18 protein-coding genes are annotated in these 25,632 nt (G+C 52.4%); all 18 read left to right on the top strand.

The features are described from left to right. Window position 1: 1 nt before the first annotated feature. The 18 genes from H5P27_RS18670 to H5P27_RS18585 all read left to right on the top strand — a co-directional run bounded on the left by H5P27_RS18670 (window position 2) and on the right by H5P27_RS18585 (window position 25,607). Entirely contained in the window at window positions 2–994 is a 993-nt protein-coding gene (locus H5P27_RS18670) for a transketolase family protein (protein WP_185661940.1), read from the top strand. A gap of 43 nt (window positions 995–1,037) precedes the next feature. Then, window positions 1,038–2,573, top strand: a complete 1,536-nt coding sequence (locus H5P27_RS18665) for an FGGY-family carbohydrate kinase (RefSeq protein WP_185661939.1) — start codon at window positions 1,038–1,040, stop codon at window positions 2,571–2,573. Between the two features lie 227 nt (window positions 2,574–2,800). Continuing rightward, window positions 2,801–4,858 (top strand): glycoside hydrolase family 127 protein, encoded by a 2,058-nt coding sequence (locus tag H5P27_RS18660; protein WP_185661938.1) that lies wholly within the window; start codon window positions 2,801–2,803, stop codon window positions 4,856–4,858. A 47-nt stretch (window positions 4,859–4,905) separates the two neighbouring features. Further along, window positions 4,906–6,393: a purine-cytosine permease family protein gene (locus tag H5P27_RS18655; protein WP_185661937.1), complete on the top strand. Its 1,488-nt coding sequence runs from the start codon at window positions 4,906–4,908 to the stop codon at window positions 6,391–6,393. 253 nt (window positions 6,394–6,646) lie between these two features. After that, complete coding sequence (locus tag H5P27_RS18650; RefSeq protein WP_185661936.1) at window positions 6,647–9,388, top strand: alpha-L-rhamnosidase; 2,742 nt, start codon at window positions 6,647–6,649, stop codon at window positions 9,386–9,388. Next, window positions 9,388–10,638 carry a ribulose-bisphosphate carboxylase large subunit family protein gene (locus H5P27_RS18645; protein WP_185661935.1) on the top strand — a complete coding sequence of 417 codons (1,251 nt, stop codon included), beginning with the start codon at window positions 9,388–9,390 and terminating at the stop codon, window positions 10,636–10,638. Before H5P27_RS18650 ends, H5P27_RS18645 begins: the two co-directional genes overlap by 1 nt. A 10-nt stretch (window positions 10,639–10,648) precedes the next feature. Then, a complete protein-coding gene (locus H5P27_RS18640; protein WP_185661934.1) occupies window positions 10,649–12,031 on the top strand; it encodes a four-carbon acid sugar kinase family protein in 1,383 nt (460 codons plus the stop codon). A gap of 14 nt (window positions 12,032–12,045) precedes the next feature. Next, window positions 12,046–12,711, top strand: a complete 666-nt coding sequence (locus tag H5P27_RS18635) for an aspartate/glutamate racemase family protein (RefSeq protein ID WP_185661933.1) — start codon at window positions 12,046–12,048, stop codon at window positions 12,709–12,711. 48 nt (window positions 12,712–12,759) lie between these two features. Then, complete coding sequence (locus tag H5P27_RS18630; protein ID WP_185661932.1) at window positions 12,760–14,073, top strand: bile acid:sodium symporter family protein; 1,314 nt, start codon at window positions 12,760–12,762, stop codon at window positions 14,071–14,073. Then, on the top strand, window positions 14,070–15,440 hold the full coding sequence (locus H5P27_RS18625; RefSeq protein WP_185661931.1) for an FAD-binding oxidoreductase: 1,371 nt from the start codon (window positions 14,070–14,072) through the stop codon (window positions 15,438–15,440). The genes H5P27_RS18630 and H5P27_RS18625 overlap by 4 nt, the downstream gene beginning before the upstream one ends. Before the next feature lie 83 nt (window positions 15,441–15,523). Further along, window positions 15,524–16,846: a (Fe-S)-binding protein gene (locus tag H5P27_RS18620; RefSeq protein WP_185661930.1), complete on the top strand. Its 1,323-nt coding sequence runs from the start codon at window positions 15,524–15,526 to the stop codon at window positions 16,844–16,846. Window positions 16,847–16,851: 5 nt separating this feature from the next. Then, complete coding sequence (locus H5P27_RS18615) at window positions 16,852–17,952, top strand: Gfo/Idh/MocA family protein (protein ID WP_185661929.1); 1,101 nt, start codon at window positions 16,852–16,854, stop codon at window positions 17,950–17,952. A gap of 9 nt (window positions 17,953–17,961) precedes the next feature. Further along, the gene (locus tag H5P27_RS18610) at window positions 17,962–18,990 is read left to right on the top strand and encodes a sugar ABC transporter substrate-binding protein (protein WP_185661928.1); all 1,029 of its coding nucleotides are present in this window, start codon (window positions 17,962–17,964) and stop codon (window positions 18,988–18,990) included. 20 nt (window positions 18,991–19,010) lie between these two features. Continuing rightward, complete coding sequence (locus tag H5P27_RS20155) at window positions 19,011–20,516, top strand: ATP-binding cassette domain-containing protein (protein WP_185661927.1); 1,506 nt, start codon at window positions 19,011–19,013, stop codon at window positions 20,514–20,516. Between the two features lie 53 nt (window positions 20,517–20,569). Continuing rightward, on the top strand, window positions 20,570–21,562 hold the full coding sequence (locus tag H5P27_RS18600) for an ABC transporter permease (RefSeq protein ID WP_185661926.1): 993 nt from the start codon (window positions 20,570–20,572) through the stop codon (window positions 21,560–21,562). Window positions 21,563–21,707: 145 nt separating this feature from the next. Then, on the top strand, window positions 21,708–23,654 hold the full coding sequence (locus tag H5P27_RS18595) for a hypothetical protein (protein WP_185661925.1): 1,947 nt from the start codon (window positions 21,708–21,710) through the stop codon (window positions 23,652–23,654). Beyond that, on the top strand, window positions 23,647–24,318 hold the full coding sequence (locus H5P27_RS18590) for a DUF3826 domain-containing protein (RefSeq protein WP_185661924.1): 672 nt from the start codon (window positions 23,647–23,649) through the stop codon (window positions 24,316–24,318). Before H5P27_RS18595 ends, H5P27_RS18590 begins: the two co-directional genes overlap by 8 nt. Then, on the top strand, window positions 24,315–25,607 hold the full coding sequence (locus H5P27_RS18585; protein WP_185661923.1) for a glycoside hydrolase family 28 protein: 1,293 nt from the start codon (window positions 24,315–24,317) through the stop codon (window positions 25,605–25,607). The genes H5P27_RS18590 and H5P27_RS18585 overlap by 4 nt, the downstream gene beginning before the upstream one ends. The last annotated feature ends 25 nt before the right edge of the window (window positions 25,608–25,632 follow it).

Below are 25,632 nucleotides of genomic sequence, written 5' to 3'. Positions count from 1 at the left end.
TATGTACAGTAGCGAAGCGGAGGCAGTGGCTAAGGGTCTCGGACTTAAACTCGGGAAAGCGAACCTGCAGGTGTTCGCGGCGACTGTTGAAAGTCTGGCATCAGACGACAAGCAGGTTGTTGCGGTAGTTAGCGACTCGCGTGGCTCTGGCAAGCTTGGTCCTTTTGGTGAAGCCTACCCAAAGCAACTAGTCGAAGTGGGAATAGCGGAGCAAAACCTAGTTGGCATCGCAGCCGGATTGGCTTCCGCGGGCAAGAAAGTGTTCGCAGTGTCGCCTTCCTGTTTCCTTACCGCGCGTTCTCTAGAGCAGATCAAGAACGACGTCGCTTACTCCGACAATCCTGTCACGTTGGTGGGGATTAGTTCGGGGGTAAGTTACGGAGCCCTCGGCACGACCCATCATTCCTTGCACGATTTTGCAGTCTTGCGCGCGATCAATAACTTGCATGTCGTGTGTCCAGCAGACAACTACGAAGCAGAAGCCGCAGTTCGCGCAGCTGCAGCCCTCGACAAGCCCGTTTTTCTACGTTTCGGAAAAGCTCCTTTGTTCGATCTCGGTAAAGAGAAGGAGCAGCCCTTCGAATTTGGGAAAGCTCGAGTTCTGCGGGAAGGGGACCAGCTCGCATTTGTGGCCACGGGCGAAGCCGTGATTCACGCCTACCTAGCGGCCGAAGCTCTCAAGAAGGAGAGTGGTTTGGAGGCACGCGTCATTAGCATGCACAGCCTCAAACCTTTCGACTCCGACGCGGTGGTTGCGGCGGCTCGGGAATGTGGAGCTGTGATCACGGTGGAAGAACACATGGTCAACGGCGGGCTTGGCGAAGCTTGCTCCTCTGCGATACTCGAAGCGGGAGCATCCAGCTGCCTTTTCAAGCGCGTCGCCATACCTGACGAGTACACCGTGACGGGTAGCCAAGCCGACATATTCCATCACTACGGGATATCGATGGAAGGGCTCGTCGCCGCAGCTAACGAAATGCTGGTCAAGATATAGCCTCCCCTAGGGCGAAGCCGCCTCCTTACCCTTTACTGATTCCATGCCCCTAATCCTCTCAATCGATCAAAGCACCTCCGCCACGAAGGCGCTGCTCTTTTCTGAAACCGGAGAAATCCTCGAACGCGCTTCCCTCGAGCATGCTCAGCTATACCCGAAACCAGGTTGGGTAGAGCACGACGCGGAAGAGATCTGGCAAAATACATTGGCGGTTGTTTCGAAAGTGCTAGGGAGCGACGCTGCGAAAGCAGGCGAGGTCGCTTGCGTGAGCATCGCCAACCAACGTGAAACCGTGGTGATCTTCGAAAAGGGAACCGGCCGACCGCTTTGCAAAGCGATGGTTTGGCAATGCCGTCGAGGGGTCGGTTATTGCGATCTCGCTGTAGCGGATGGTTTCAACGAGATGGTGGAAGAGCGGACAGGCTTGAAGATCGACGCCTATTTTTCGGCGTCTAAGCTCAAGTGGGCCATGCGCAACAATCCGGAGGTTGCACAAATGATCGCGTCGGGTGAAGCCCTCGTGGGCACCATTGACGCTTATCTTGTCTACCGCCTAACGGAAGGCCGTACATTTGCGACGGATACGACTAACGCGAGTCGAACTCTGCTATTCGATATCGCAAAACTAGATTGGGATGACGAGCTTTGCAGACTTTGGGAAACGCCGCGCGAGGCATTGCCCGAAGTACGTGATAGCTCGGCCCGATTTGGCGAGACCACCTTCGATGGTTTGCTGCAAGAGCCACTTCCGATTTGTGGAGTTATGGGAGATTCTCAGGCGGCCCTCTTTGCTCAAGGTTGTTACGAGCCCGGAACGGCTAAGGTCACTCTTGGTACCGGATCTTCGATCATGCTCAACATCGGTTCCGAGCTTAAGCGATCGGACAAAGGTGTGGTCACCTCCTTGGCTTGGACGATGGGCGGTGTGCCTACCTATGCCTACGAAGGTATCATCATAAGCGCCGCTTCCACTTTGTCTTGGCTCAAGGATCAGTTAGGGATTTTTCAGAGCTATTCCGAAATGGAGCCCATGGCTGAGGAACTCGAGGATAACGGAGGCGTTTACCTTGTACCCGCATTTACAGGACTTGGCTTGCCCTATTGGAGAGCAGACGCTCGAGCAAGTATCGTGGGTCTCACTTCGCAAAGCGACCGACGGCATGTGGTGCGGGCAGGGCAGGAATCCATCGCTTATCAGATTTGCGAAGCGCTCTCTGTCATGCAGAGCGAGGCGGGTTTGAGGCTCAAAAGTCTGAACGCCGATGGAGGTCCCACTTCCAATCGTTTCCTCATGCAGTTTGCCGCCGATCTTTGTGGCGTGGAAATTGGTATCGCTACGACGCCGGAGTGTTCTCCCATGGGAGCGATGCTATCCGGATTGATCGGGATGGGGCTGCTCGAGAAACCTTCCGACTTTTTCCTGAATCGTGCCGCAGGGGTGAGGTTTCGGCCTTCCATGGTGGACTCGGAGGTTGAGAAGCTGCTTGGGCAGTGGAGAGACGCGGTTGCCAGCGTGTTAACCCCTCGCAGCCCGCTCGCTGAAAATTTTCAAAATTCTGAAATTGAAGTTGTGAAATAGAGTGAAATAAACACTGTTTCATAAAATTCTTGTCATGGGGATAATTCGCTTTAGCTGTAGTTGATCCCTATTTTTTGTACCCGACCCAATTGAAATAGCCGGATTGTTTCATTGCCCCAGAGGTAGTGTAAACAGTTTCGGCATCCAAAGTATAACCCCTGACCTGACACCGTGCCCCCACAAAACGCGATGTCTGTGTCACCCTGACAAAACAGACTGTAGATCCTATGCTTAAACGAATTTCATTCCTGTCTTCGTCCCTTGCCCTTGCTGTCGCTTCCCACGCCGGAGAACGTTCTCTGGTCGATACTTCAGCTTCACCTTATGCGGAAATGTACATGGTCGACATCGACGATGTGCATTGGGGCCAAGGCTTCTGGGGAGAGCGTTTCCAAGTGCTTCAAGACTCCATGATCCCTTACATGTGGGAGCTGTTTCAGGACGACTACGAAAGCCATGCTTGGTCGAACTACTTGTTAGCTGCTGGCATGGGAAACGGTCGCGACGGGCATTTCCATGGCCCTCCTTTCAACGATGGCGATTTTCTAAAATGGTTCGAAGCGGTGGTGAATGTCTACGCCGTGACCCAGGACCCTAAGCTTGATGAGCTGATGGACATGATCATCGAGGTGGTGGGCAAGGCTCAGCGAGAAGATGGTTATTTGCATACCAAGACGATTATCCCGCAACGGCAGGGTGTAGAGCAGGCCAAGGAATTCGCTGATCGCGAGCACTTCGAAACCTACAATATGGGGCACCTCATCACGGCTGCGTGCTTGCATCATCGAGTCACGGGGAAAGACAGCATGCTAAAGTTGGCGATCAAAGCGGCGGACTACATCGACGGGCTCTGCCGCGAAGTTCCGGAAGACTTGGCCCGCAATGCTATTTGCCCCTCCCATTACATGGGTGTCATGGAGTTGTATCGAGTAACCGGTGACGAGAAATACAAGGAACTCGGAACTCAAATGATCGAAATCCGAAGCTTGGTCCCGGAAGACATTGGCAGCGACCATAATCAGGATCGAGTTCCGTTTCGCGAAATGACTGAAGCGGTCGGACACGCTGTGCGAGCCAACTACCTCTATGCGGGCGTAGCGGATGTGGTGGCGGAAAATGGAGATAGCACCTTGCTGGATCCTCTGGAGAAAATCGCTGATGATGTGGCCACGCAAAAGCTCTACATCACGGGTATGACAGGAGCTCTGTACGACGGAGCTTCCCCTGATGGATCCAAGGATCATCATTCTATCAAGTTGGTACACCAAGCCTACGGCCGCGACTATCAACTGCCGAATAGCACCGCCTACAATGAGACCTGCGCCACCATCGGGTACAACCTTTGGAACTGGCGGATGCTAACCTTGACGGGAGAATCTGAATACGCGGACCTTTTCGAGCAAACGCTCTATAATGGGGTTATGGCAGGTATCAGTCTGGAGGGGACTCATTACTTTTACGCGAACCCGCTTCGCAAACTAGAACGGGATAAATGGCCACTCCGTTGGCCCCTCAATCGGGCGCCAAATATCAAGTCTAGCTTCTGCTGCCCGCCCAACGTGCTCCGGACAATCGCGGAAGTTCACAACCACGTTTACTCCCTCGCCGAGGGTTCGCTCTTTGTTAACCTCTATGGGGCGAGCGAATTGGATACAGAGTGGAAAGACGGACAGCGTATCAAGCTGAGCCAGAAGACAAATTATCCATGGGACGGTTCTGTCGCCCTCGAAATCGAAGAAGCTCCCAAGTCCAAGACCAGCCTGAAGCTTCGTATCCCTTCTTGGGCGGAAAGCTCTTCGACGTCTGTGTCGGTTAATGGCGAGGTCGTCGCCGAGAACGTTAAAGGCGGACAATACTTCGAACTTGCTCGGAAGTGGAAATCTGGAGACGTGGTTAATCTGGAAATCGGCTTTGAAGTCAGCCTCTACGAATCGAATCCATTGGTTGAAGAGACGCTGGGTCAAGTCGCGGTAAAATACGGCCCCTTGGTCTATTGCGTGGAATCAAATGACCTCCCCGAAGGAGTCGATATCATGGACGTCGCTCTGGACCTAAAGACCGCAGCCCAAGGGGTAGCCTTTTCCGAAAAGGAGATAGAGAACACGACTGTGAAGGCCCTTACGCTCCCCGCGTGGAATATGAAAAGTCCCGAATGGGACGAATCCAGCTTGTATCGCAAGGCCGTAGCCTCCGAGCCGGAAGCCATCGAACTCGAATTGGTTCCCTACTATGCGTGGGGGAACCGAGGCGATACCGATATGACTGTTTGGCTAAGAGCGAAGTAGTTTTCCGTATTTTTTATTCGATTACAAAAGCCCCATCACCTCTCTAAATGAGCAATCCTGAATCCCCGAAACAAACCTTAGTCGATCGACTCGACGCGGTTAACGAATTCGAGAGAGAACCTGTCTCTCAAGATAAATTGCACGGCGCCAAGTCGTTCATCGCCATGTTTTCCAGCGAACACGTGGCGGGTACTGAGTTCGTGTTAGGAACCTTGCTTGTGGTTCACGGGGTTTCCGCCTTTGACGCTCTGGTGGGCCTGTTGGTGGGGAATATCCTAGCGGTGCTCAGTTGGGCTTTGATGTGCGCCCCGATCGCAGTAAAGGAGCGACTCACCGTCTATTGGCAAATCCGGAAAATCGCTGGTCCTTACGCGACGGTCCTGTACTCCGCCTTGTTTGCTCTGATCATGTGCGTGCTAGCGGGGTCGATGGTCAGTGTATCCACTACAGCCATCGCTCATCCATTTGGAATCGACAGCCCGAATTACGCGGCAGGGGAGATTTTTCCGAGTCTTCCTTGGATCGGGATCGCTGTCTTCGTGGGAGCGGTCATTTCGGCGCTCGCCATCTTGGGATTCGAGAAGATGACGCATTTTGCCAAGATTTGCGCCCCTTGGATGCCGTTTGTTTTTATCGCTGGAGCCTTGGCTAGTTTGCCAATTTTGGGAGTTCACAGTCCTGGTGATTTCATGCAGGCGGCTCGGGAGAAAATTTGGACCGGTGTTCCCACACCGGGAGTATCCAAGTACGGCTTCTGGAGCTGCGTCGGTCTTGCATGGCTTTGCAATATCTCGCAGCACATGGGCATGGGGGATGTAACGATTTTTCGATACGCGAAAAAGTGGCAGTATGGTTTCGCCTCCGCATTCGGCATGTTCATCGGGCACTACATCGCTTGGATCTGTTCGGGAATCATGTGCGCCGCATTCTTCGCAGCCAATGGAGCGGATGCAAATCCCACTCCGGGCAATATCGCGTGGTTGGGCGCTGGCTGGGCAGGGCTCGTTTGCGTGGTGCTTGCCGGATGGTCGACTGCGAATCCGACGCTCTATCGGGCAGGCTTGGCATTCCAGGTGGCGACTCCGAATTGGAGCCGCTGGAAGATCACCATGTACGCAGGGATCGGAATGATGGTAGCTGCGTGTATCCCGGCGATCACTTTCTACCTCGATAAGATCGTCGCCTATTACGGTCTCTTTTTCATGCCGCTGGGAGCCTTTATTTTCTTTGATTATTGGGTCTTCCCAAAATTGGGCCTGACCCGCTTTTGGGCGGAAAAGCGAAAGCTACTCGCTAGTTGGCCCGCGATGGTTGGTTGGTTCGGGTCTTTCATTGTCTGCTTCTTCCTTTTCGCGAAAGAGGCGTATCCTAGTTTTGCATGGGTCAACGACGTTTTACCCGGTTTCTTGGCCCACTACAAACCAGACTTTTTCATGCAAGTATTACCAGCGTGGATACTCGCGGTGGTTCTCTACACTGTGTGCAGTGCCTTGCAGCAAAATTTCTCCAAACCTTCCACAGTCTATTTCAAGTAATCCCTATGAATCTTTTAAAAATCGTATCGTACTTAGGACTCACTCTTTCGGTGCTGCCCGCTATTTTAGTTTATTCGGGGGTTATGGAAACCGAAACTCATTACATATTCATGGCTGTTGGCATGGTGCTATGGTTCTCCACGGCAATCCTTTGGGTTAAGCCTGATGCTCACGAAGAATAGAGTTCTGTTGATCTTTGAGGAACGACTGCCTCGGACCGTCTAAATCCAATTACTGAATCACCTCTTACCCTATGTCATCTGGCTTCAGAATCGACAATCTTCGTTGTGAATACCTGTCCAACCCACTAGGTTTGGATGAACGAAAGCCTCGTCTCAGTTACACGCTGGAATGTGGTCGCAGGGGCGCTAAGCAAGTCAGCCGACGTATTCAAGTCGCCTCCACTGAAGAGGCTTTAGAGCTTGTGACTGCGGACCTATGGGATAGTGGCACTGTACAGAGCGAAGTTGTCTCCCAGATTGAATACGAGGGAAAGGCTCTCGGTTCACGTGATCGTTGTTTTTGGAGAGTCCTGGTAGAGGATGAGCTAGGGCATTCTCACATTTCGCCGGTTGCGATGTGGACGATGGGACTATTGGGAAAAGAGGCATGGTTGTCTAAATGGATAGCAGCGGACCCTGAAGTGATCGAACGGGATGAGGAAGCGACAGTTCCAACTCTCAAGGATTGCGGAACGCCGACCCAGTTTCGCAAGAGCTTTCCGGTAAATGGCGCTCCCGCTAGGGCTACGCTCTACGTGACTGCTCGAGGTCTGGTAGAAGTAGAGCTCGACGGAAAAAGGGTGGGGAAAGATCTGCTTGCTCCCGAATGGACGGATTACGATACCCGCATCCACTGCCGAACTTACGATGTGACTGATCTCATCTCGGGCGCCGGACAATCCGCGATTGGCGTCATTTTGGGAGATGGTTGGTGGAGTGGCTATGTTGGTTGGCAGGAAACCCGAGCTCGTTACGGAGATTTGCAGAATAGTTTTTCGGCGCAGTTGGAAATCGAATACGAAGGTGGCAAGGTTGAAACGATTTGTACCGATTCGACCTGGCGTTGCGAAACAGGTCCGATTCTGAGTTCCGATTTTATGATGGGCGAAAGCTACGACGCCCGGCGAGAGCATGATGGATGGAGTCTTCCGGATTTTGATGATGCCGGCTGGCTTTCTTCTCTTGAAGTAGAGACACCCGCAGTAGAGCTCTGCTCTCAGCGTTCTGAGCCAGTTCGGATTATTGAAACGATCGAACCTCTATCCAAGAATGAGATAGAGCCCGGCGTATTCATCTTCGACATTGGGCAAAACATTTCAGGTTGGGCGCGACTGAAGGTCCGCCAACCAAGAGGGACTCGGATCCAGATCCGTTTTGGAGAAAAACTCAAACCAGACGGGACGCTCTACACGGAAAACCTCCGTTTGGCGAAGTCGACCGATGTTTATATTTGCAAAGGCGACGGCGAAGAGCTTTGGCAACCACGCTTTACCTTCCATGGCTTCCAGTATATTGAAGTGACTGGCTTAGCCGAGCCTGAGGAGGGTAGCTGCGTAACCGCTTGCGTGATACATTCCGGAACGCCTCCGGCAGGAGAGTTCAAGTGCTCGAACCCAGATGTGACGAGGCTCTGGAAAAACGGGCTATGGTCTCAGAAGGACAATTTTCTATCGGTTCCGACCGACTGTCCTCAGAGAGATGAACGCCTCGGCTGGATGGGCGATGCGCAAATCTTCCTGCGTACCGCGACCTACAATATGGACGTGGCTGGCTTCTTCACCAAGTGGATGGTGGATGTCGAAGACGCCCAGACCGAGGAGGGGATCTTTCCCGACACCGCTCCGCGTTTGCGGGAAGGAGAGAATTTTATCGGCCTCGACGACCTGATCGGGGGAGCCGCTTGGGCGGATGCCGGTATCATAATCCCTCATACCATTTGGCGTGTTTACGGCGACACCCGTATGGTTGAATCGCATTGGCAGGCGATGACCGCGTGGTTGGATTACCTCGAGCGAACGAATCCCAACTATTTGCGCCTGAACGATCTGCGAAACAATTACGGCGATTGGCTGTGCATTCCCTCGGATCGCGAATTTCGTACCCATTCTCCCATGAAGAACCTTTTGGCCACCGCTTATTGGGCCAGCGATGCGGCGATGATGGCGGAGATGGCTCGTTCGCTTGGAAAGAATGCGGAAGCGGAGCGATTTGAGGAAACCTTCGAAAAGGTAAAAGCCGCTTTCCAATCCGAGTTCGTAAACGAGGATGGAAGCATGACGGTGGAAACGCAGACTGCCTATCTGCTTGCCCTCGCTATGAACCTCTTGCCGGAGGAGCTAAGAGACGCGGCTGCGGCTCGCCTGGTAGAGAATATTTACAAGCTCGATTGGCATCTGAGTACTGGATTTGTGGGAATCCGTTTCCTAAATCCAGTGCTGACCGAAGCAGGGTATCCAGAGGTCGCCTACAAACTACTTCTGCAGGACACCTATCCCTCGTGGCTGTATCCAGTAAAGCATGGAGCCACCACCATCTGGGAACGTTGGAATGGCTGGACAGAGGAGGATGGGTTTTTCGAACCGACCATGAATTCCTTTAACCACTACTCGCTCGGTTCGGTGGGAGAGTGGTTGTACAGCCATGTAGCCGGCATAGAATTGGATCACACTGCATGCGGCTTTTCCAAAGCGAAGCTTAAGCCGTATCCTTGCCAAGGGCTTGATTGGGTCGAGGCGAGCTACCGAAGTGTTAACGGTCTGTATAAGAGCTCGTGGCGTTTATCCGATGAAACTTGGAATTGGGATTTCACGATTCCCGCCAACGCGAGCGCAACGGTTTGGGTACCAGCAGCTGAGGAGGAAACAGTGGAATCCGAGGGACTCGATTTGCTAGAAAAGCGAGACGGCTGGCTTCTTTATGAAGCGGTGTCTGGTAGCTACCAGATTTCGGTTCAACGGTCCGCGATGCGTGCAGCAGGAAAGGTTGCGACCTAATGGAGCGAGTCACTGCAGATTATTATATAGAGACTCCTTACCCGCTTGAAAAGGCTGCCGCCACCTTAGCGGGGGAACAATCTTCCGGCACCTTCGTCTCGGTTCCCGGAGAAACGGAGGAGCTTAAGACTCGATTTGCGGCGAGAGTCGAGGCTATTGAAGAACTGGATACGGTAGATCGGCCAAGCATTCCGAGCGAGAAGCTTAGCTTCGATTCCTATCGCCGTGCAAAGGTACGGGTTTCTTGGTCTATTGAAAATTTTGGATACAATCTGCCGACCATGGTTTCTACCCTGCAGGGAAACCTTTACGAGCTGACTCAGTTCACTGGCTTAAAGCTGATGGACATAGAGGTGCCGGATTCGTTTCGGTCTCAATACCGCGGGCCAGCCTTTGGAGTGGAAGGGTGTCGTAAACTGACAGGAGCTTATGACCGTCCCCTCATTGGCACGATCATCAAGCCAAGTGTGGGGCTTTCACCCAGCGATACCGCGGACTTGGTCAAGGTTTTAGTCGAAGCGGGTATCGACTTCATCAAGGATGATGAATTGCTTTCGAGCTCCGCGAATTCTCCTTTTGCGGAGCGCGTATCTGCCATCATGGCGGTAATCAACGAGCACGCGGAACGCACCGGAAAGAAGATCATGTACGCTTTCAACGTGTCCGACGAGATGGACCAAATGATGCGGAACTACGATGCGGTCGTAGAAGCGGGCGGCACTTGTGCCATGATCAGTTTGAATAGTGTCGGTCTTGCAGGCGCTAAGAAGATCTGTGATCTTGGCCAGCTGGCGATCCATGGGCATCGTAATGGCTGGGGAATGATGAACAGGCATCCGCTGTTGGGCATCGAGTTTCCCGCTTACCAGAAGCTTTGGCGCTTAGCGGGCGTGGACCAAATCCACGTAAACGGGATTGCCAATAAGTTCTGGGAGAGCGACGACTCCGTAACCCGTTCCATGGAAGCCTGCTCCAAGCCGCTTCTCGGTGGCTACAGCGTTTTGCCGGTTGTCTCTTCGGGGCAATGGGGCGGACAAGCGTTCGAGACCTACCGACGCGTGCCAACGGTCGATCTGCTTTACATGGCGGGGGGAGGCATCATGGCCCACCCGGGTGGGCCGAGCGGTGGAGTTAAGGCTTTGCAACAAGCTTGGCTAGCGGCAGTTGGCGGTCAGTCTTTGGAAGAGGCTGCCAAGGCGTATCCAGAGTTTGGGGCTTCGGTTGAAAAGTTTGGAGGCAAATTAGGCTGAGACGGTTCCTATGCCTGAGGCAGAATCCAAACTAAAGATCGTCTACTATGCCGATGACTTTACAGGCTCGACCGACGCGCTTGAATTTCTAACGCGTGCCGGAGCGAGAGCGGTTCTTTTTGTCGAACCTCCGAGTCCTGAGCAGCTGCAGCGTTTTCCAGACTTGGATGCCGTAGGCGTAGCGGGTCTTACTCGCTCTATGGCTCCCGGTCCGATGGAGCAGCGATTGCGGGCAGATTTATCGGAATTGAAGAAACTCGAGCCACGGCATTTGCATTATAAGGTTTGCTCCACCTTCGATTCATCGCCGGAGATAGGAAACATCGGACGAGCAATCGAAACCGGAAGAAGTGTATTCAAAAACAAGTTAACCCCTGTGGTTGTGGGGGCTCCGGCTTTAGGCCGTTATGTTAGCTTTGGCAATTTGTATGCAAAAATGGGGATCGGAAGCACTGGTCGTGTTTACCGCTTGGATCGTCACCCGTCGATTAGCCGTCATCCGGTAACACCTATGAAAGAGGCCAACCTTGCTATGCATTTGGCTCAGCAAACCGAGTTGGAAATTGGCGTTGTCGATTTCCCAGAACTCGAGGCTGGGTTTGAATTTTCCGAAGAAAGAGGAGGAGAGCAGGTTCTTGTTATCGATACGCTCAGCGAGAGTCATCTCGGTATGATCGGTGGCGCTTTAGAGAGGGCAGCCGATAGGATAGGCGACACGCTCTTTAGCGTGGGCTCCTCCGGCGTGGAAATGGCTTTGGGAAGGGAGTGGGAACGTTCCGGCTCTCTGGTACCGATAACTCAGTTTCCAGCGGTGGATCCCGTTACGAATCTACTAGTAGTGTCCGGTAGTTGTTCGCCGGTTACAAGCGGTCAGATAGATTGGGCTTTAGAGAATGGCTTTGCTGAAGTCGCTCTCGATACCAGCAGACTTGCGAATGCGGAGGATTCCACCTCGGAGAAGGACCGTGTGATCGAGGGAGCTGTGGCTCGCCTTCGCTCTGGGAGTCCGGTAGTTGTTCATACTGCAAGAGGTGGAGAAGATGCACGACTTGCCCGCACGCAAGAGGCGTTTTTGCGATCCGGCATGACTCTAGAAACGTTCAAAAGCCAGACAGGTAAACTGTTTGGCAAGGCATTAGGTGAGATCGCGAAACGCTGTGTCGCGGAAGCGAACTTGAAGCGGGTTCTCTTAGCTGGCGGAGATTCGTCAAGTTACGCAGCGAGGCAAATGGGAATCGAAGCGGTCGAAATGATTGCACCTTTGTCTCCCGGCGCTCCGCTTTGCCGAGTTTATTCGCAGGATCCCTGTTTGAATGGGGCTGAAATTAATTTCAAAGGAGGCCAAGTTGGAGCGGAGAATTACTTCGGTCAGGTGGCGAATGGAACGCTTTGAGAGAAAAGGAAATTATGAAAAAGAAGACGCTAGGCCTAGTCCATACATCCGCAACGTTGGTACCCATTTTTCAGGAACTCTGTAAGAAACATATTCCTTCTGTGGATACGTTTAACATCGCAGATGATAGCCTGATCAAAGATGTTATCGCCAAGGGTGAACTTACCCCTGCGACGGCCCGTCGCGTAGTGGAGCACGTCGGATCTGCTGCTGCTGCGGGAGCTGACTATATCCTGGTAACCTGTTCCTCGATTGGAAAGGCAGTGGAAGCAGCGGCCGAATTGACAGGCGTGCCGGTGTTACGCGTCGACCAGCCTATGGCCGATCAAGCCGTGGCGGCAGGAACGCGGATTGGAGTGATCGCGACTTTACCGACTACACTTGGACCTACTGCAGATCTTGTGGTTCGTCGGGCCGCGATCGCTGGCAAAAAGATCGAGCTTGTAGAATCGCTTTGCGAGGGAGCGTTTGAGGCCTTGATGAGTGGCGACGCGGCTACCCATGACCAGAAAGTGGCCGATGCCCTGAAGTCCCTCGCCAAAGAAGTCGACGTGATCTTGCTGGCCCAAGCGTCTATGGCACGCGTTGTGGATACGCTATCTCCGGAAGATCGTAGGACGCCCATCTTCGCCAGTCCACCCATCGCGATGGAGTATTTGTCCCAAATCTTGCGAAGCTGATCCGCTAGTCTCGTTGCCCCAACCCTTTGCCCCCTAAAAAACAGACCTATGTTATTACCCCGAAAACTAAGTCTCCTCTGTGCACTCGCTTGTCTCATCGGATTGGCGGCATCGTTGGGCGAGGCTTTCCCATTGTCGGTTGCTTCCGCTTGTGGCTTTTTGTTGGCGGTGTTTTTCGCTTTTGGGATTGGGGCGATCCCTGTTTTGAGCGGCTACCAATACACGGCATGGATCGTGACGGCCGTGGTAGGTGGGATGGTTTATCCGCAAACCTTTTTGCACGTCGGTGAATTCGATATGCGAAACAAGTGGCTCATCCTCGTGGTGGTGCAGTCTGTGATGTTTGGCATGGGGACGCAGATGAGTTTGAGGGATTTCAAAGGCGTCGCTCGCTCGCCCAAGGGCGTGCTGGTGGGCTTGCTTTGCCAGTTTACCATTATGCCCACTATGGGATGGCTACTGACGCGTGTATTTGATTTTCCACTCGAGATTGCGGCGGGAATTATCCTGATCGGTTCTTGCTCGAGTGGTCTGGCATCAAACGTCATGGCCTACATCGCCAGAGCGAATTTGACCCTGTCTGTTACGGTGACTGCCGTGGCAACGATTGCCGCTCCGCTGATGACGCCTATACTGATGCAGTTTTATGCTTCGACCATGGTGGAGGTTAAATTTCTCAGCATGATGACTTCGATTGTGAAGATCGTGCTGGCCCCCATAGGATCCGCATTTTTGGCGGATTACCTTATGAAAGCATCCTCTTCGCAGGTTTTGCGTGTGAGAGGATTCGCCCTGCTTTGTGCTCTTTGGTTGGCTTTTATCGCTTTTGGGGGCTGGGACTGGCTTGCGGACACCCTGGGAGCTCCCGCCTTAGCCTCGGTCGGAATAATCGGCTTTTTTGCGGCAGCGGTGGTGTTCGGGGTCGTTTATCATGTTATTCGGCTAATTTGCCCGAAAGTCCAAGACTGGATGCCATACGCCTCTATGTTTGGTATTGTGTATTTCACTACGGTCACAACAGCGGCGGGGCGGGATCATCTTATGAATGTTGGGCTGCTGCTCCTCCTCGCTGCGGTGATTCATAATACCTCTGGGTATGTTCTCGGGTATTGGTTTAGCAGAGCTCTCGGCCTGAACAAAAACTCAGCCCGTGCCATGGCGTTAGAGGTCGGGCTGCAGAATGGCGGAATGGCTTCCGGACTGGCAGGAGCTATGGGTAAGCTTGGGACTGTGGGCCTCGCTTCCGCCGTATTCAGTCCATGGATGAATATTTCAGGATCCATTTTGGCCAATATTTGGAGTCGTAATCCTGTCGATGACGGGAGTGGTCTTTCGAGAGAAGGTGAGGGTGATAAAAAATGAGCGAGTTAGAAAAGAGGTTGAAGGAAATCGTAGGTACAGAAAATGTGCTGACCAAGATAGCTGATGTTTATCCCTATGGCTTCGATGGGACAGCCACTCTAAAGCAGCGTCCTGCGGCAGTCGTGTTTCCTGCGAATAGCGAAGAGGTTTCGGCATTGGTCAAATTAGCCCAAGGACTTAAGACGCCAATCGTGACCCGCGGAAGCGGCACCGGTTTAAGCGGTGGCAGCGTACCGGTGGTGGGATGTATTGTTCTCTGCCTCCTAAGAATGGACAGTATCTTGGAGCTGGATACGGCGAATCTGACTCTGTTCGCGGAATCGGGTGTAGTGACTCAAAAGATCTTCGAAACCGCTGAGTCGGCGGGGCTCTTTTATCCGCCAGATCCCGGCTCGATGAAGGTAAGCACTATTGGCGGAAACGTGGCGGAGAACTCCGGAGGTTTACGCGGCCTCAAGTATGGTGTTACCCGTGATTACGTGATGGGAATGGAGGTCGTGCTGGCGGATGGCTCCATCTGTTGGCTTGGCAACAAGTGCGTTAAGGACGTGGCCGGCTACAATTTGAAAGATCTGTTTATCGGTAGCGAAGGCACGCTTGGCATCATCACAAAGACGCTGCTGAAACTGTTGCCAAAACCAGGTGCTCGAGAGACTTTGCTGGTAACTTATGACCGAATGGAGAAGGCCGCGGACACCGTGTCTGCGATTATTGCTAACCAGATCATTCCTTGCACCTTGGAGTTTTTGGACCGCAAGACGATTCAGTGTGTGGAAGATTTCGCCAAAGTCGGCTTGCCACTCGATGCCGATGCAGTGCTGCTGATCGAGTCGGACGGACATTCAGCGGCGGTTGCGGACGAAGCGGCACGAATAGAGGAAATAGCTAAGCAGAACGAAGCTCTAAAAGTTGTTCGAACCTCGGATCCAGTCGAGGCAGCAAAACTCGCTACCGCGCGTCGCAGTGCGTTTTCCGCTCTGGCACGCATCCGGCCCACAACGATATTGGAAGACGCCACGGTACCGCGAAGCGAATTGGGAAAGATGATACGGTTCATTCAAGACCTAGCGGCTCGCACGGGTTTGGAGATTGCGACCTTTGGACATTTTGGAGACGGGAACTTGCATCCAACGTTTTTGACCGATGAGCGAGATGAAGAGGAGATGCATCGAGTAGAGGAGGCTATGAAGGAAATCTTCGACTACGCTCTATCTCTCGGGGGCACTATCACGGGAGAGCATGGCGTGGGCTTGGCCAAGAAGGGGTTTCTAGAGCAGCAACTAGGGGGCGATAGCTACGCCCTTTTGGGGATGATAAAAAAGAGCCTAGACCCTATGGGCATCCTAAATCCTGGAAAGATCTTTTAGCATGGTGGGACTTCACAAATCAGATCGGCACCACGGGGTATCTGTATTGGCGATGATAATACTGCTAACGGGAGGACCCGCCGATGAGTGAGACGAAATTGGCCAATCTCGATTACTCCGTTCTGCAGCAGTGTATGCATTGCGGAATGTGTCTACCGACATGTCCGACTTACTCCATCACCAAACGGGAGCGAAACTCGCCCAGAGGACGTATTGCCTGGATGCGAGCGATCGCAGATGGAGAACTCGATCTGGACGAAGAGTTTGCAGACGAGATGAGCTATTGCGTCGGATGTCTTGCTTGCACAACTGCCTGCCCAGCGGGTGTCGATTATGTGCACATGTTGGAAACGGCTCGAACTGAGGTTGAGGCTAGCGGGGTGAAGTCAACCCCACTTCGATCGGCCATTCGGTATTTTTCGATGCGGGTTTTGTTCAAGCAGCCTCGACTTTTGGATTTCGTGGGGAGGATCCTGCGTTTGTATCAGAATTCTGGTGCTCAGGAATCATTTCGCAAATGGGGGCTGACGACTTTGCTCAGTCCGCAAATGCAGGCTCTGGAGCCTAATACTCCTCGCATGCAGGATAAGTTCTCGGATGAACTGATCGAAGAGTGGGAAAAGCCGTCGGGAGAAACACGATATAGGGTCGCTGTTTTGACGGGCTGTGTGCAGTCTTTAACCTTTAGCGATGTCAATCGAGCCACGGTGGACGTTCTGCTCGAAAACGGGTGTGCGGTCTATACCCCGCGATTGCAGCACTGCTGCGGTTCTCTACATGCTCACAATGGAGATCACGATTCCGCTGTCGATCTGGCGAAAAAGCAGATCGATGCTATCGATCCTTTCGCGTTCGACGCCATCATAAGCAACGCTGGGGGATGCGGGTCACATTTGAAGCATTATGATCGTTTGCTGTCCGAAGATACCCGATACGCGGAAGCAGCAAAAGAATGGAGTCGGAAGTTAAAGGATGTTTCGGAATGGCTGGTAGAGATCGGATTCCGGAAGCCTAGCGGAATCTCTGACCCGGCAGAGAAAGGAACGCTTACCTATCACGAAGCCTGCCACTTGTGCCATGGACAAAAGATAACTGCCCAACCAAGAGAGATTCTGAAGAGCCTTCCAGGATTCGAGTTTACCGAATGCAAAAATTCAGATCGGTGCTGTGGCAGTGCGGGGATCTACAGTATCACCCAGCCCGATACAGCGAACGAGCTCCTTCGACAGAAGTTGGAGGCCGTGGAGGATACCGGCGCCAGCGTACTAGCGCTCGGAAATCCAGGTTGCCACCTGCACATCGAAAACGGGCTGAAAGCCGGCGATGCGAAAACAGAAGTCGTCCACCCGGTGGTTCTTTTAGCCCGAGCCTACGCAGACGAAAAAGCGATTTTACCAAAGAGTTAGAAACCATGAGTTTACAAAAGAAAGAAGGCCAACTTGGTCTTGGCGTCCTCGGTCTTGGTGAGGGACGGAGCATTATTTCCGCTGGAGTAAGGAGTGATATGTGGCAGGTCGTCAGTCTGTGCGACCGAAACGAAGAGCTTTGTCGAGAGCGTTGTAGAGAGTTTAGCTTGTCGAATTATACACTGAATTATGGCGAAATGTTGGAGAATTCCGCTATCGACGTGATTGGCATCTATACTCCGGATCATTTGCATGCTGATCACGTTATTCAGGCACTCGAGGCCGGGAAGCATGTTGTCTGCACCAAACCTTTTATCGATAATCTTGAGCGTGCTCAGGATGTATTGAACGCAGTCGAACGCAGCGGGTGTAAGGTGCTAGTGGGGCAAAGTTCCCGGTTTTTCGCGCCATTTAAAAGGCAGAGAGAACACTATGTTGCTGAAGATTTCGGGGAACTTGTATCCATCGAGTCTTACTATCATGCGGATCATCGTTGGTTCCTCGAAAAAGAATGGGCTCGCAACGACGCGTTCAAATGGCTCTACGGGGCAATAAGTCACCCGGGAGATTTGGTACGTTGGTATTTGCCAGAAATTGAGGAGGTATACGGCTATGCTCATCTGAGCAAGAATGGTCGAGATCTCGGTCTAAAGCATCCGGATACATTCCATTATGTTTTAAAGGGGGCAAATGGAGTTCCGGCTCGAGTGAGCGGGACCTACTCTTGCCCAGTGGTTCCAACCTGTAGAGACAGCAACATGAGCTGTATCCTGCGGTGTGACAACGGGACCAGTCAGGCTGACTACTACGATTTACGCTATGCGTATAAATTGAACGGTATTTCCTCGATGGAGACCTTTGAGGATATGGATGACTACTATTTTCGATTTGGCGGGCATTCACATCACGCAGGCGAGTATCAAAGCTACATCGAGTACATCGCCCAATGTATTCAAAATAATGAACATCCCACGCCTGACGCACGAGAGGGGATTGTGACGGTAGCGGTAATGCAGGCTATGGAAGAAGCCTCGAAGACAGGCAATCCAGTTAGAATCGCTACACTCTTGGAGCGGTACGGACTCGAAGGGTTGATCTCTGGATAACAAGTAGTGATGTCTCGGAACAACGTCTTTCTCGTCGTCATTCTCACCTGCTTGGCGGCGACTTTAGGGGGTATAAAATGGTATCAATCTGAGTATTCCTCAGGCGCTGTTGAACCTATCGTACTCTATCTCCCGCTCCCGCACCCTTATTGCAACGCAGTGGGCGAAGGAGGCTATGCCTATGCAGAAGACACCGGCACGGGAGTTCGAGTGGTGGTGGGACAAGAGAGCACTCAGGCAAATGTGAATACGAACGTAGAATCTATGTATACGCTCGGGCATCAGGGCTTCGCAATTTATCCAGTGGACCCTGCAGGTTCCAAAGGGCTTTTCGCCCGGTTAAATGACGGCGGTCGACAGGTTGTTTGTTACGGAGCGGAGCCCATGGAAGGGTCCGCTGCATCCTTCGCTGTGGCGACCGATACGCGACAAGCAGCGTCCCAGGCAGCAGAAGAGCTGATTCGCCTGATGGGGGGACACGGAAAAATCCTCAACGTGCTGGAGTCTTTAACGGATGCCAATACCCCGGTACGCAAGGCGGCGATCGAGGCGGTGGTAGCGAAGTATCCTGGAGTGGAGATCGTGCAAACGGTGGGTGACGTTACCACGGAAGCGAAGGCCCGCGAAAAAATCGAGAGCGCGTTGGTGGCTCGAGGCGACGAAGTAGACGGAGTCGTATGTACGGGATATACGACGACTGTTGCTGCCTCGGTCCTGCTTTCGGAGCGAAATGCCAAGAGTGGCACGAAGCGTATTCACTTTGTGGGCCTAGATACGGATGAAAGAGTATTGGAGGCGATTCGACTTGGCTATGTCGACGCGACCTTAGCCCAAAACCCATTTGGTCACGGTTACATCTCCTGCGCTTTAATCGATCTCATGCAGCAAGGCTGGAAACCTGTGGAGCCATACCAGTTTATCGACTCGGGGTCGGTCGTTGTGACCAAAGACAACGTCGATGACTTTCAATCCGGAATCCAGCAGGTTACGGAACAGATCGTCGCGGAGCTGAAGGGACGATATCTTGTCCAACCATAGGAAAGAAATGGAGGATTCTCGTGCTCGAGCTACGAAACATAACTAAGACTTTCCCGGGCGTAAAAGCTCTCGATGATGTGTCGCTCCATTTTCGGGCAGGGGAAATCCATGGCTTGATAGGGGAGAACGGAGCTGGAAAGAGTACCGCTATCAAAATAGTGACCGGTATTCACAAACCTGATTCGGGCGAAATCCGTTACGATGGGCAAACGATTCGACTCGAGAATTACCGTGACAGCCTCGCAAAGGGGATCGGGATCGTGCACCAAGAGCTGCATGTGATTCCGGACGCTTCCGTGGCCGAGAACATTATGATCGATAAGCTGAATGCCAATCGTTGGGGCGTGATCGATTGGGAAACGGTTTATAGCGAGGCTCGCAAATACATGAAAATGGTGGGCTTGGAAGTCGAAGCCGAATCCATGGCGGCCGGGCTCAGTGCCGCTCAGAAGCAGCAGATCCAAATTGCCAAAGCCCTGTCGGCTGATGTGCGGGTGCTGTTGCTCGACGAACCGACCAGTTCGCTTACGGAGCATGAAGCAAAGCGTTTGTTTCGTGTATTGGAAGACCTAAGACGAGAGGAAGTCGCCTTGATTTTTGTCTCTCATAAACTGGAAGAAGTGTTTGAGATGTGCGATCGGGTTAGCGTTCTGCGGGATGGTCAATTCATCGGAGAACGGATGATCGAAGGCCTGACGCAAGAGGAGTTGATCAGTATGATGATCGGTCGGAGTTGCAGCGTTGATCATCTCGGGCTTCTGCATCCCGATTTTTCCGAAGTTGTGCTCGAAGCGCGAGACGTTTGCCGCGAAGGCAAAGCGAAGCGTTCTTCCTTCAAATTGCACAAAGGTGAAGTTCTCGGTTTTTACGGTTTGGTCGGGAGCGGACGCACCGAGCTAGCCCGCATTTTGATAGGAGAAGACCACAGGGACACGGGAGAAGTATTTGTACGAGGTGAACCTGTCTCGATCGGGAGCGTGGAGGAATGCCTCTACACTTACAGGATTGGATATGTGACGGAGAACCGAAAGGAAGAGGGCTTGCTGCTGGATGATCCCATCCTTTCCAATATCACACTTCCCGTTTGGCCACGTATCCGAAATGCAGTGACTCGAAAGATCGATGAGCTGATCGAGGGCGGGATCGCTCAGACCCAGGCGGCCGCTATGAGCGTGAAGACTCCGAGTCTTGACCAATACGTGGGAGCTCTTAGCGGGGGGAATCAGCAAAAAGTTAGCATCGGCAAGTGGTTGGCAGCGGATTGCGATATTCTGATAATCGATGAGCCGACGGTAGGAGTCGATGTCGGTGCTAAGGAGCAGATCCATAAGCTTATCTGGGACCTGGCTGAGAAGGAAGGGAAGTCGATTATCGTGATCTCTTCCGACCTGCCTGAGGTCGTCCGAATGACGAATCGGATCCTAGTCTTCCGAGAATTGGAAATAGTAGGAGAGGTCGTCGATGTCGATCGGGAGGCTAAGAGCTATGATACGGTGAGCGAGGAAATTGGAAAGTACTTGGTGTAGTGAGTGAGCAAGAAACGGGATTCTCGAACTCAAGCCAAAATAAATTTATTCAAATGGAAACAAGTAGTGCAAAAACGGTGACAGGGTTTGGTCAGAAAGATTGGGTCAATAGCCGGACTTTAGGCTTAATACTTTTTGCCGGTATTTTGATGGTAGCGATGGCGGTGGCGACTCCCAGTTTCCTGACGCAGGATACGTTTTTCAGTCAAAGCCGGTATGTTGCCTTTTATGTTTTGGTGGCAATGTCGCAGGCGGTTTGCCTCGCGGTGGGAGACTTGAACTTAACGGTCGGAGCGATTGGCAGCATCATCACGGTCGGCCTTGGTCTCGCGATATCTCCAGAGTTCGCAGACCTGTCTCCGTGGATCGCGGTGCCCTTAGTCTTTGCCATCGGACCTTTAACCGGTCTGCTAAACGGCATCATCATAACGCGCTTCAAGATCGACGCCTTTATTGTGACGCTCTCGATGATGTTTGTCTACATGGGGCTAAGAAGCGGGATTTCAGGCGGGAATTCCTATACGATCCCAGAAGGGTTCTGGTGGCTCGGCCAAGGTGGGCTGGGAGGTTGGTTGCCGTTTATGACCATCATCGTCCTCGCCATTCTTTGGTGGATATCGTATTTGTATCGCAATACCGTTTTAGGTCGGAGACTGCTTGCCACCGGAAGCAATAGCGATGCGGCTCGGCTATCGGGGATCAATACCAAGAGAATGGTGGTGGTGGCTCACGTGCTGTCAGGGTGCTTTTCCGCTTTGGCCGCAATAATGTGGGCATCTTGGTCTGGTAACGCGGCTCCTCAGACGGGAGACGATTGGCTGATCATTTCCTTCGCGGTCGCGATCATTGGAGGGACTGGTTTGAGCGGCAGTCTGATCTCACCTTTGGGTATCTTGGTCGGAGCTGTCATCTTCAAGCTGATACAGCATGCCTTGGTCATTCTTAAGATAAACGACAACTATTCGAATACCTTGCTTGGTGGGCTGATCTTGCTGGCGATTGTGGTGGATCGAGCCAGAGAGCACTTTGGAAAGGACGGAAAGTAAGGTGGACGTATTGCTTCGAAGCCGCCGAGGCCTTTGGGCCTATCTCCTGCTTTTTCTTGTCATTGCCCATTGGGCACTGGGCTCTGATTCTGCAGTTCGAAATTATGCCGATGAACTACTGGCCGAAAGCTCACTTAGCTCGAAGGTGAGTATTTCGTACTCCGGTGAGTTCGAATCAGAGGAAGGCTTTAAGTTAGAGCGAGATGGAGACGGATGGAAACTCTTTGCAGGTGGTGATGCAGGAATCTTGTACGGAGCAAATGAACTGGCTTCACTGCACAGTGTCGTCGAAGCGGAAGGCGACCCGGATTTCGAAATTCGCGGTGCGGTCTTAATGATGTTGAGTCAGAGTTGGGATTATCAGAGTGAGCTGCATCCGGATATTTTTCCTTGGTTCTACGATCAGGAGTTGTGGGTCGATTACCTGGACTATCTTTTGTCAGCACGATTGAATACGCTAGTGCTCTGGTCGGGGCATTTGTTTCCCCATATCTTGGATTTGCCCGAGTATCCGAATGCCTCTCGGTTTACCAAAGAGCAGATTCACGAAAACCAGGAGCAGTTTCGCTGGCTCAGTATGGAATGCGAGAAGCGAAACATCACCATCCTGACTCATTTCTACAATATCCATGTGAGCGATGATCTCGCGAAGGCAATGGGGCGGGAAGGAGAGCATCCTACTCGCTACGAAGTGCCCGACCAGTTTGTGACGGACTATTATCGGACGCTGCTCAGAAGGTATTTTGAGACATTCCCGAATGTCGGACTCTACATCTGTCCGGGCGAGTCGCTGGCTTTGGAGAAACAACAGGAGTGGTTCGAGTCGGTTATTTTCAAGACGGCCCTTGAAAGTGGGAAGAATCCGAAGCTCATCATTCGCGATTGGTCGCTAGATCCCGATTTTCAAGCAGCGTTGCCGAAGCTCTACGATAACTTGTATTCGGAGCTTAAGCACAACGACGAAACCATTACCAGTCCTTGGCCAGATCAGCGTCACGAGAAATGGCGAGGAGTTCTTAAGGGGCACATTGTCAATTTACACGATCCCGCGGATGCGGTTCCGTATCGGGTTGGAAGCCCCAAGCTTTTTAGCGAAATGGTAGGGCATTGGAAGGATGCCGGCATGTTCATGGGCTCTTGGTTCTATCCCCCGCAAGCTTGGGTTTGGCCCGAGACCGTGGATATCGTGAATGACGGAGACGCTTCTCTGCTCGCCTACGAACGTGATGAGCTGTGGCATTTATTAGAGGGACGCTATCTTTGGAAAGCCCATCGAGACGAGGGAGAAGAAGAACGTTGGGCGGCTGATTGGCTGGGCAGAAAGTTTGATAATCCCGAAATAGGAGGGCTTTTGCGGGAATGGTATGATTTGACAGGCCCGATTTTGCCAGGGTTGCAGAATATGACCGCGGTGCGTTTCGGTAATTTTTTCCCTGCCTCTATCGCTCGTGTGCAGACCGATGTAGATGAGATTCTCGGTTCGCGTCTGAGTTTGGATGAAGGACCTATCGAAGGAGCCACAGGCCATACTGGGCAGCGCTACTACAGCCGTCCGATCGATCAGCTTACACTAGACCTATACGCCGAGCAGTACGGACTCGACGAATTGAAAGACCCCCGTTCTATGCCGGTCTCACAGTTTGCGAACTACTTGCACACCGGTCGTGATACCAGCGAGTTTGTTACTCCCATCGAACTCGCGGATCTGTATTTAGCGATGGCGGAGCAATCCCAGCGGCTGGCGGAGGAAGCGGTGGCATTGCCCGGTCTCGATTTGGAGGAACGCCGCCGTTTCGTGCAGGACAGCCAGTGCCTGGTCCTGACGGCCAAGTATTATCGCATCAAAATATTGGCTGCCTTTCAAAAACGTATGCTGGAGCTAACGGGGGATCCTGAATTTGCCGAGGACTTTAGGGAAAGCATGACAGAGAGCGTTCGCCTCTACGATCGCTTGGTACGATACGCCCGGCTTTATTACGAAGCTGGCTCTTCCATGTGGGACGCCAAGCCCTGGGAGCGAACCTTAGAGGACAAGGTTAAGTGGGACTACGATCAGCAAATGAATTGGTTGAGAGATTATGAAAATGAATGAGATGAAACGTATTTGGATTGGAGTTGCCTTGCTATTGGCAATCGCTGGTAGGGCGCAGGCTGAAGAAGTATCGGCAGCAGATCAGGAACGTTACGAAAAGGCGGCCTCTTGGGTCGCGAGCCTGGAGCTCGATGATGAGGTGAAAGCAGATCGCCTGACTGAGGTCGTGGCCACCCACCTTATTGCGGTTCGTAATTGGCATAACAGTCATCCTGCCGATTCGGTACCTGCCGGGATCAATCCCAAAACTGGCGAACGTCTGAGTAAACTGGATCGTTCGATCATCGCGGATTCCGCCATGCCAGGGTCCACGCACGAGGCATTGATGACTGGTCTAAGGGCTGATTTGGAGGAGGCTCAGGTACAGGCCATTCTCGACAAGTATACGGTAGGGAAGGTGCCCTTCACTATGAAAGCTTACCGTATGATTGTGCCTGACTTGACCGAGAAGGTAATCGCCGTTTTGCAATCAAACCTCGAACAAGCTCGGGAAATGGCAGTTGATTATAAAAACATGAAACAGATCTCTGCCATATTTGAGATCTATAAAACCAAGAATGAAGATTATCTAAACTCGAATGGGCGTAGTTGGAGGCAATTGTACAAAGCTTATTCCAAACTATCTAAAGCTGAAAAAGAGGAGAGAGAACGTAATTTGAAATGAACCCCAAAAAACAATTTATATTATCCCTATTTATAGCCGTCACCAGTTCGCTTACTTGGGGGCAGAGTTCTATCGAACATGAGAATTTATCCAGCAAGTCCCGCTTTCTCGTAACCGAGTTCGGAGCGGTAGGTGATGGCGAAACCATGAACACCGAGGCCATCCAATCCGCGATCGACGCCGCGGTGGAAGCCGGCGGCGGGACCGTTGTGCTACCTGAAGGCGTTTTTGCCAGCGGATCGATTTTCTTGAAAGATGGAGTCGGCCTGCACCTCGAAAAGGGAGCGGTGCTGCAAGGGTCTCAGGATATCGAGGATTACCCGAAATTGAATACGCGCATCGAAGGTCATTTCGAACCCTGGCGCATGGCTTTGGTCAACGCTCAGCACGTGACGCAGCTTCGCATCACGGGCGAGGGCGTGCTGGATGGAAATGGGGAACCGTTTTGGGCCGCTTTTTGGCAACGCCGCGAGGAGGATCCGAACTGCACGAACCTCGAGGTCGAGCGCCCGCGTCTCATGTTTATCGATCAGTGCCAGGATGTGTTGATCAAAGGGCTTTCGCTCAAGGATTCCGGGTTTTGGAACGTGCATGTTTATCGTTCGCAGGATGTTACTATCGAAGGGCTTTCGATCGTTTCGCCAAACGGAACCCCTCCGGATAGGGCTCCCAGCTCCGATGGTATCGATATCGATAGCTGTCAGCGAGTGACGATCCGAGATTGTTTCATAACGGTGGGCGACGATTGTATTGCCATTAAGGGTACAAAAGGACCCAAGGCATTGGAGGACAAATCAAGCCCACCGGTGGAAGATGTCTTGATTGAAAATTGTACCTTTGGCAGCGGGCATGGAGTGGTGACGCTCGGTAGTGAAGCCACCATCGTACGCAATGTGGTGGTGCGCGACTGCGAGGTGACCGGCTGGAACAAGCTGGTGCGGCTCAAGCTGCGTCCCGATACGCCCCAGACTTACGAGAACCTACTTTTCGAAAATATTAAGTTCGAGGGAGGTGGAGGCATTTTCGACGTGAAGCCCTGGACTCAGTTCTTTGATCTCAAGGGCGAGGAGCCACCGCACTCCATGGTGCGAAACGTGACGGTTCGAAACGTCACGGGATGGACTGGCAAGTGGGGCGAGCTAATGGGGAATCCACTGGATACGGTTAAAAATATAACCGTCGAAAACCTTGATATGAAAATCGAAAATGAGGCGATCACCCTTGGCCCTGTGGATGGATTAAAATTCCGCAACGTTGTTGTAAATGGGAAGAAAATGGATACGTATTAAATCGTTACCCTTGCTTTATAAATAA

Source organism: Pelagicoccus albus, assembly GCF_014230145.1.
GTDB classification, from domain to species: Bacteria; Verrucomicrobiota; Verrucomicrobiia; order Opitutales; family Opitutaceae; genus Pelagicoccus; species Pelagicoccus albus.
This window is presented reverse-complemented; position numbering and strand designations above follow the sequence as displayed.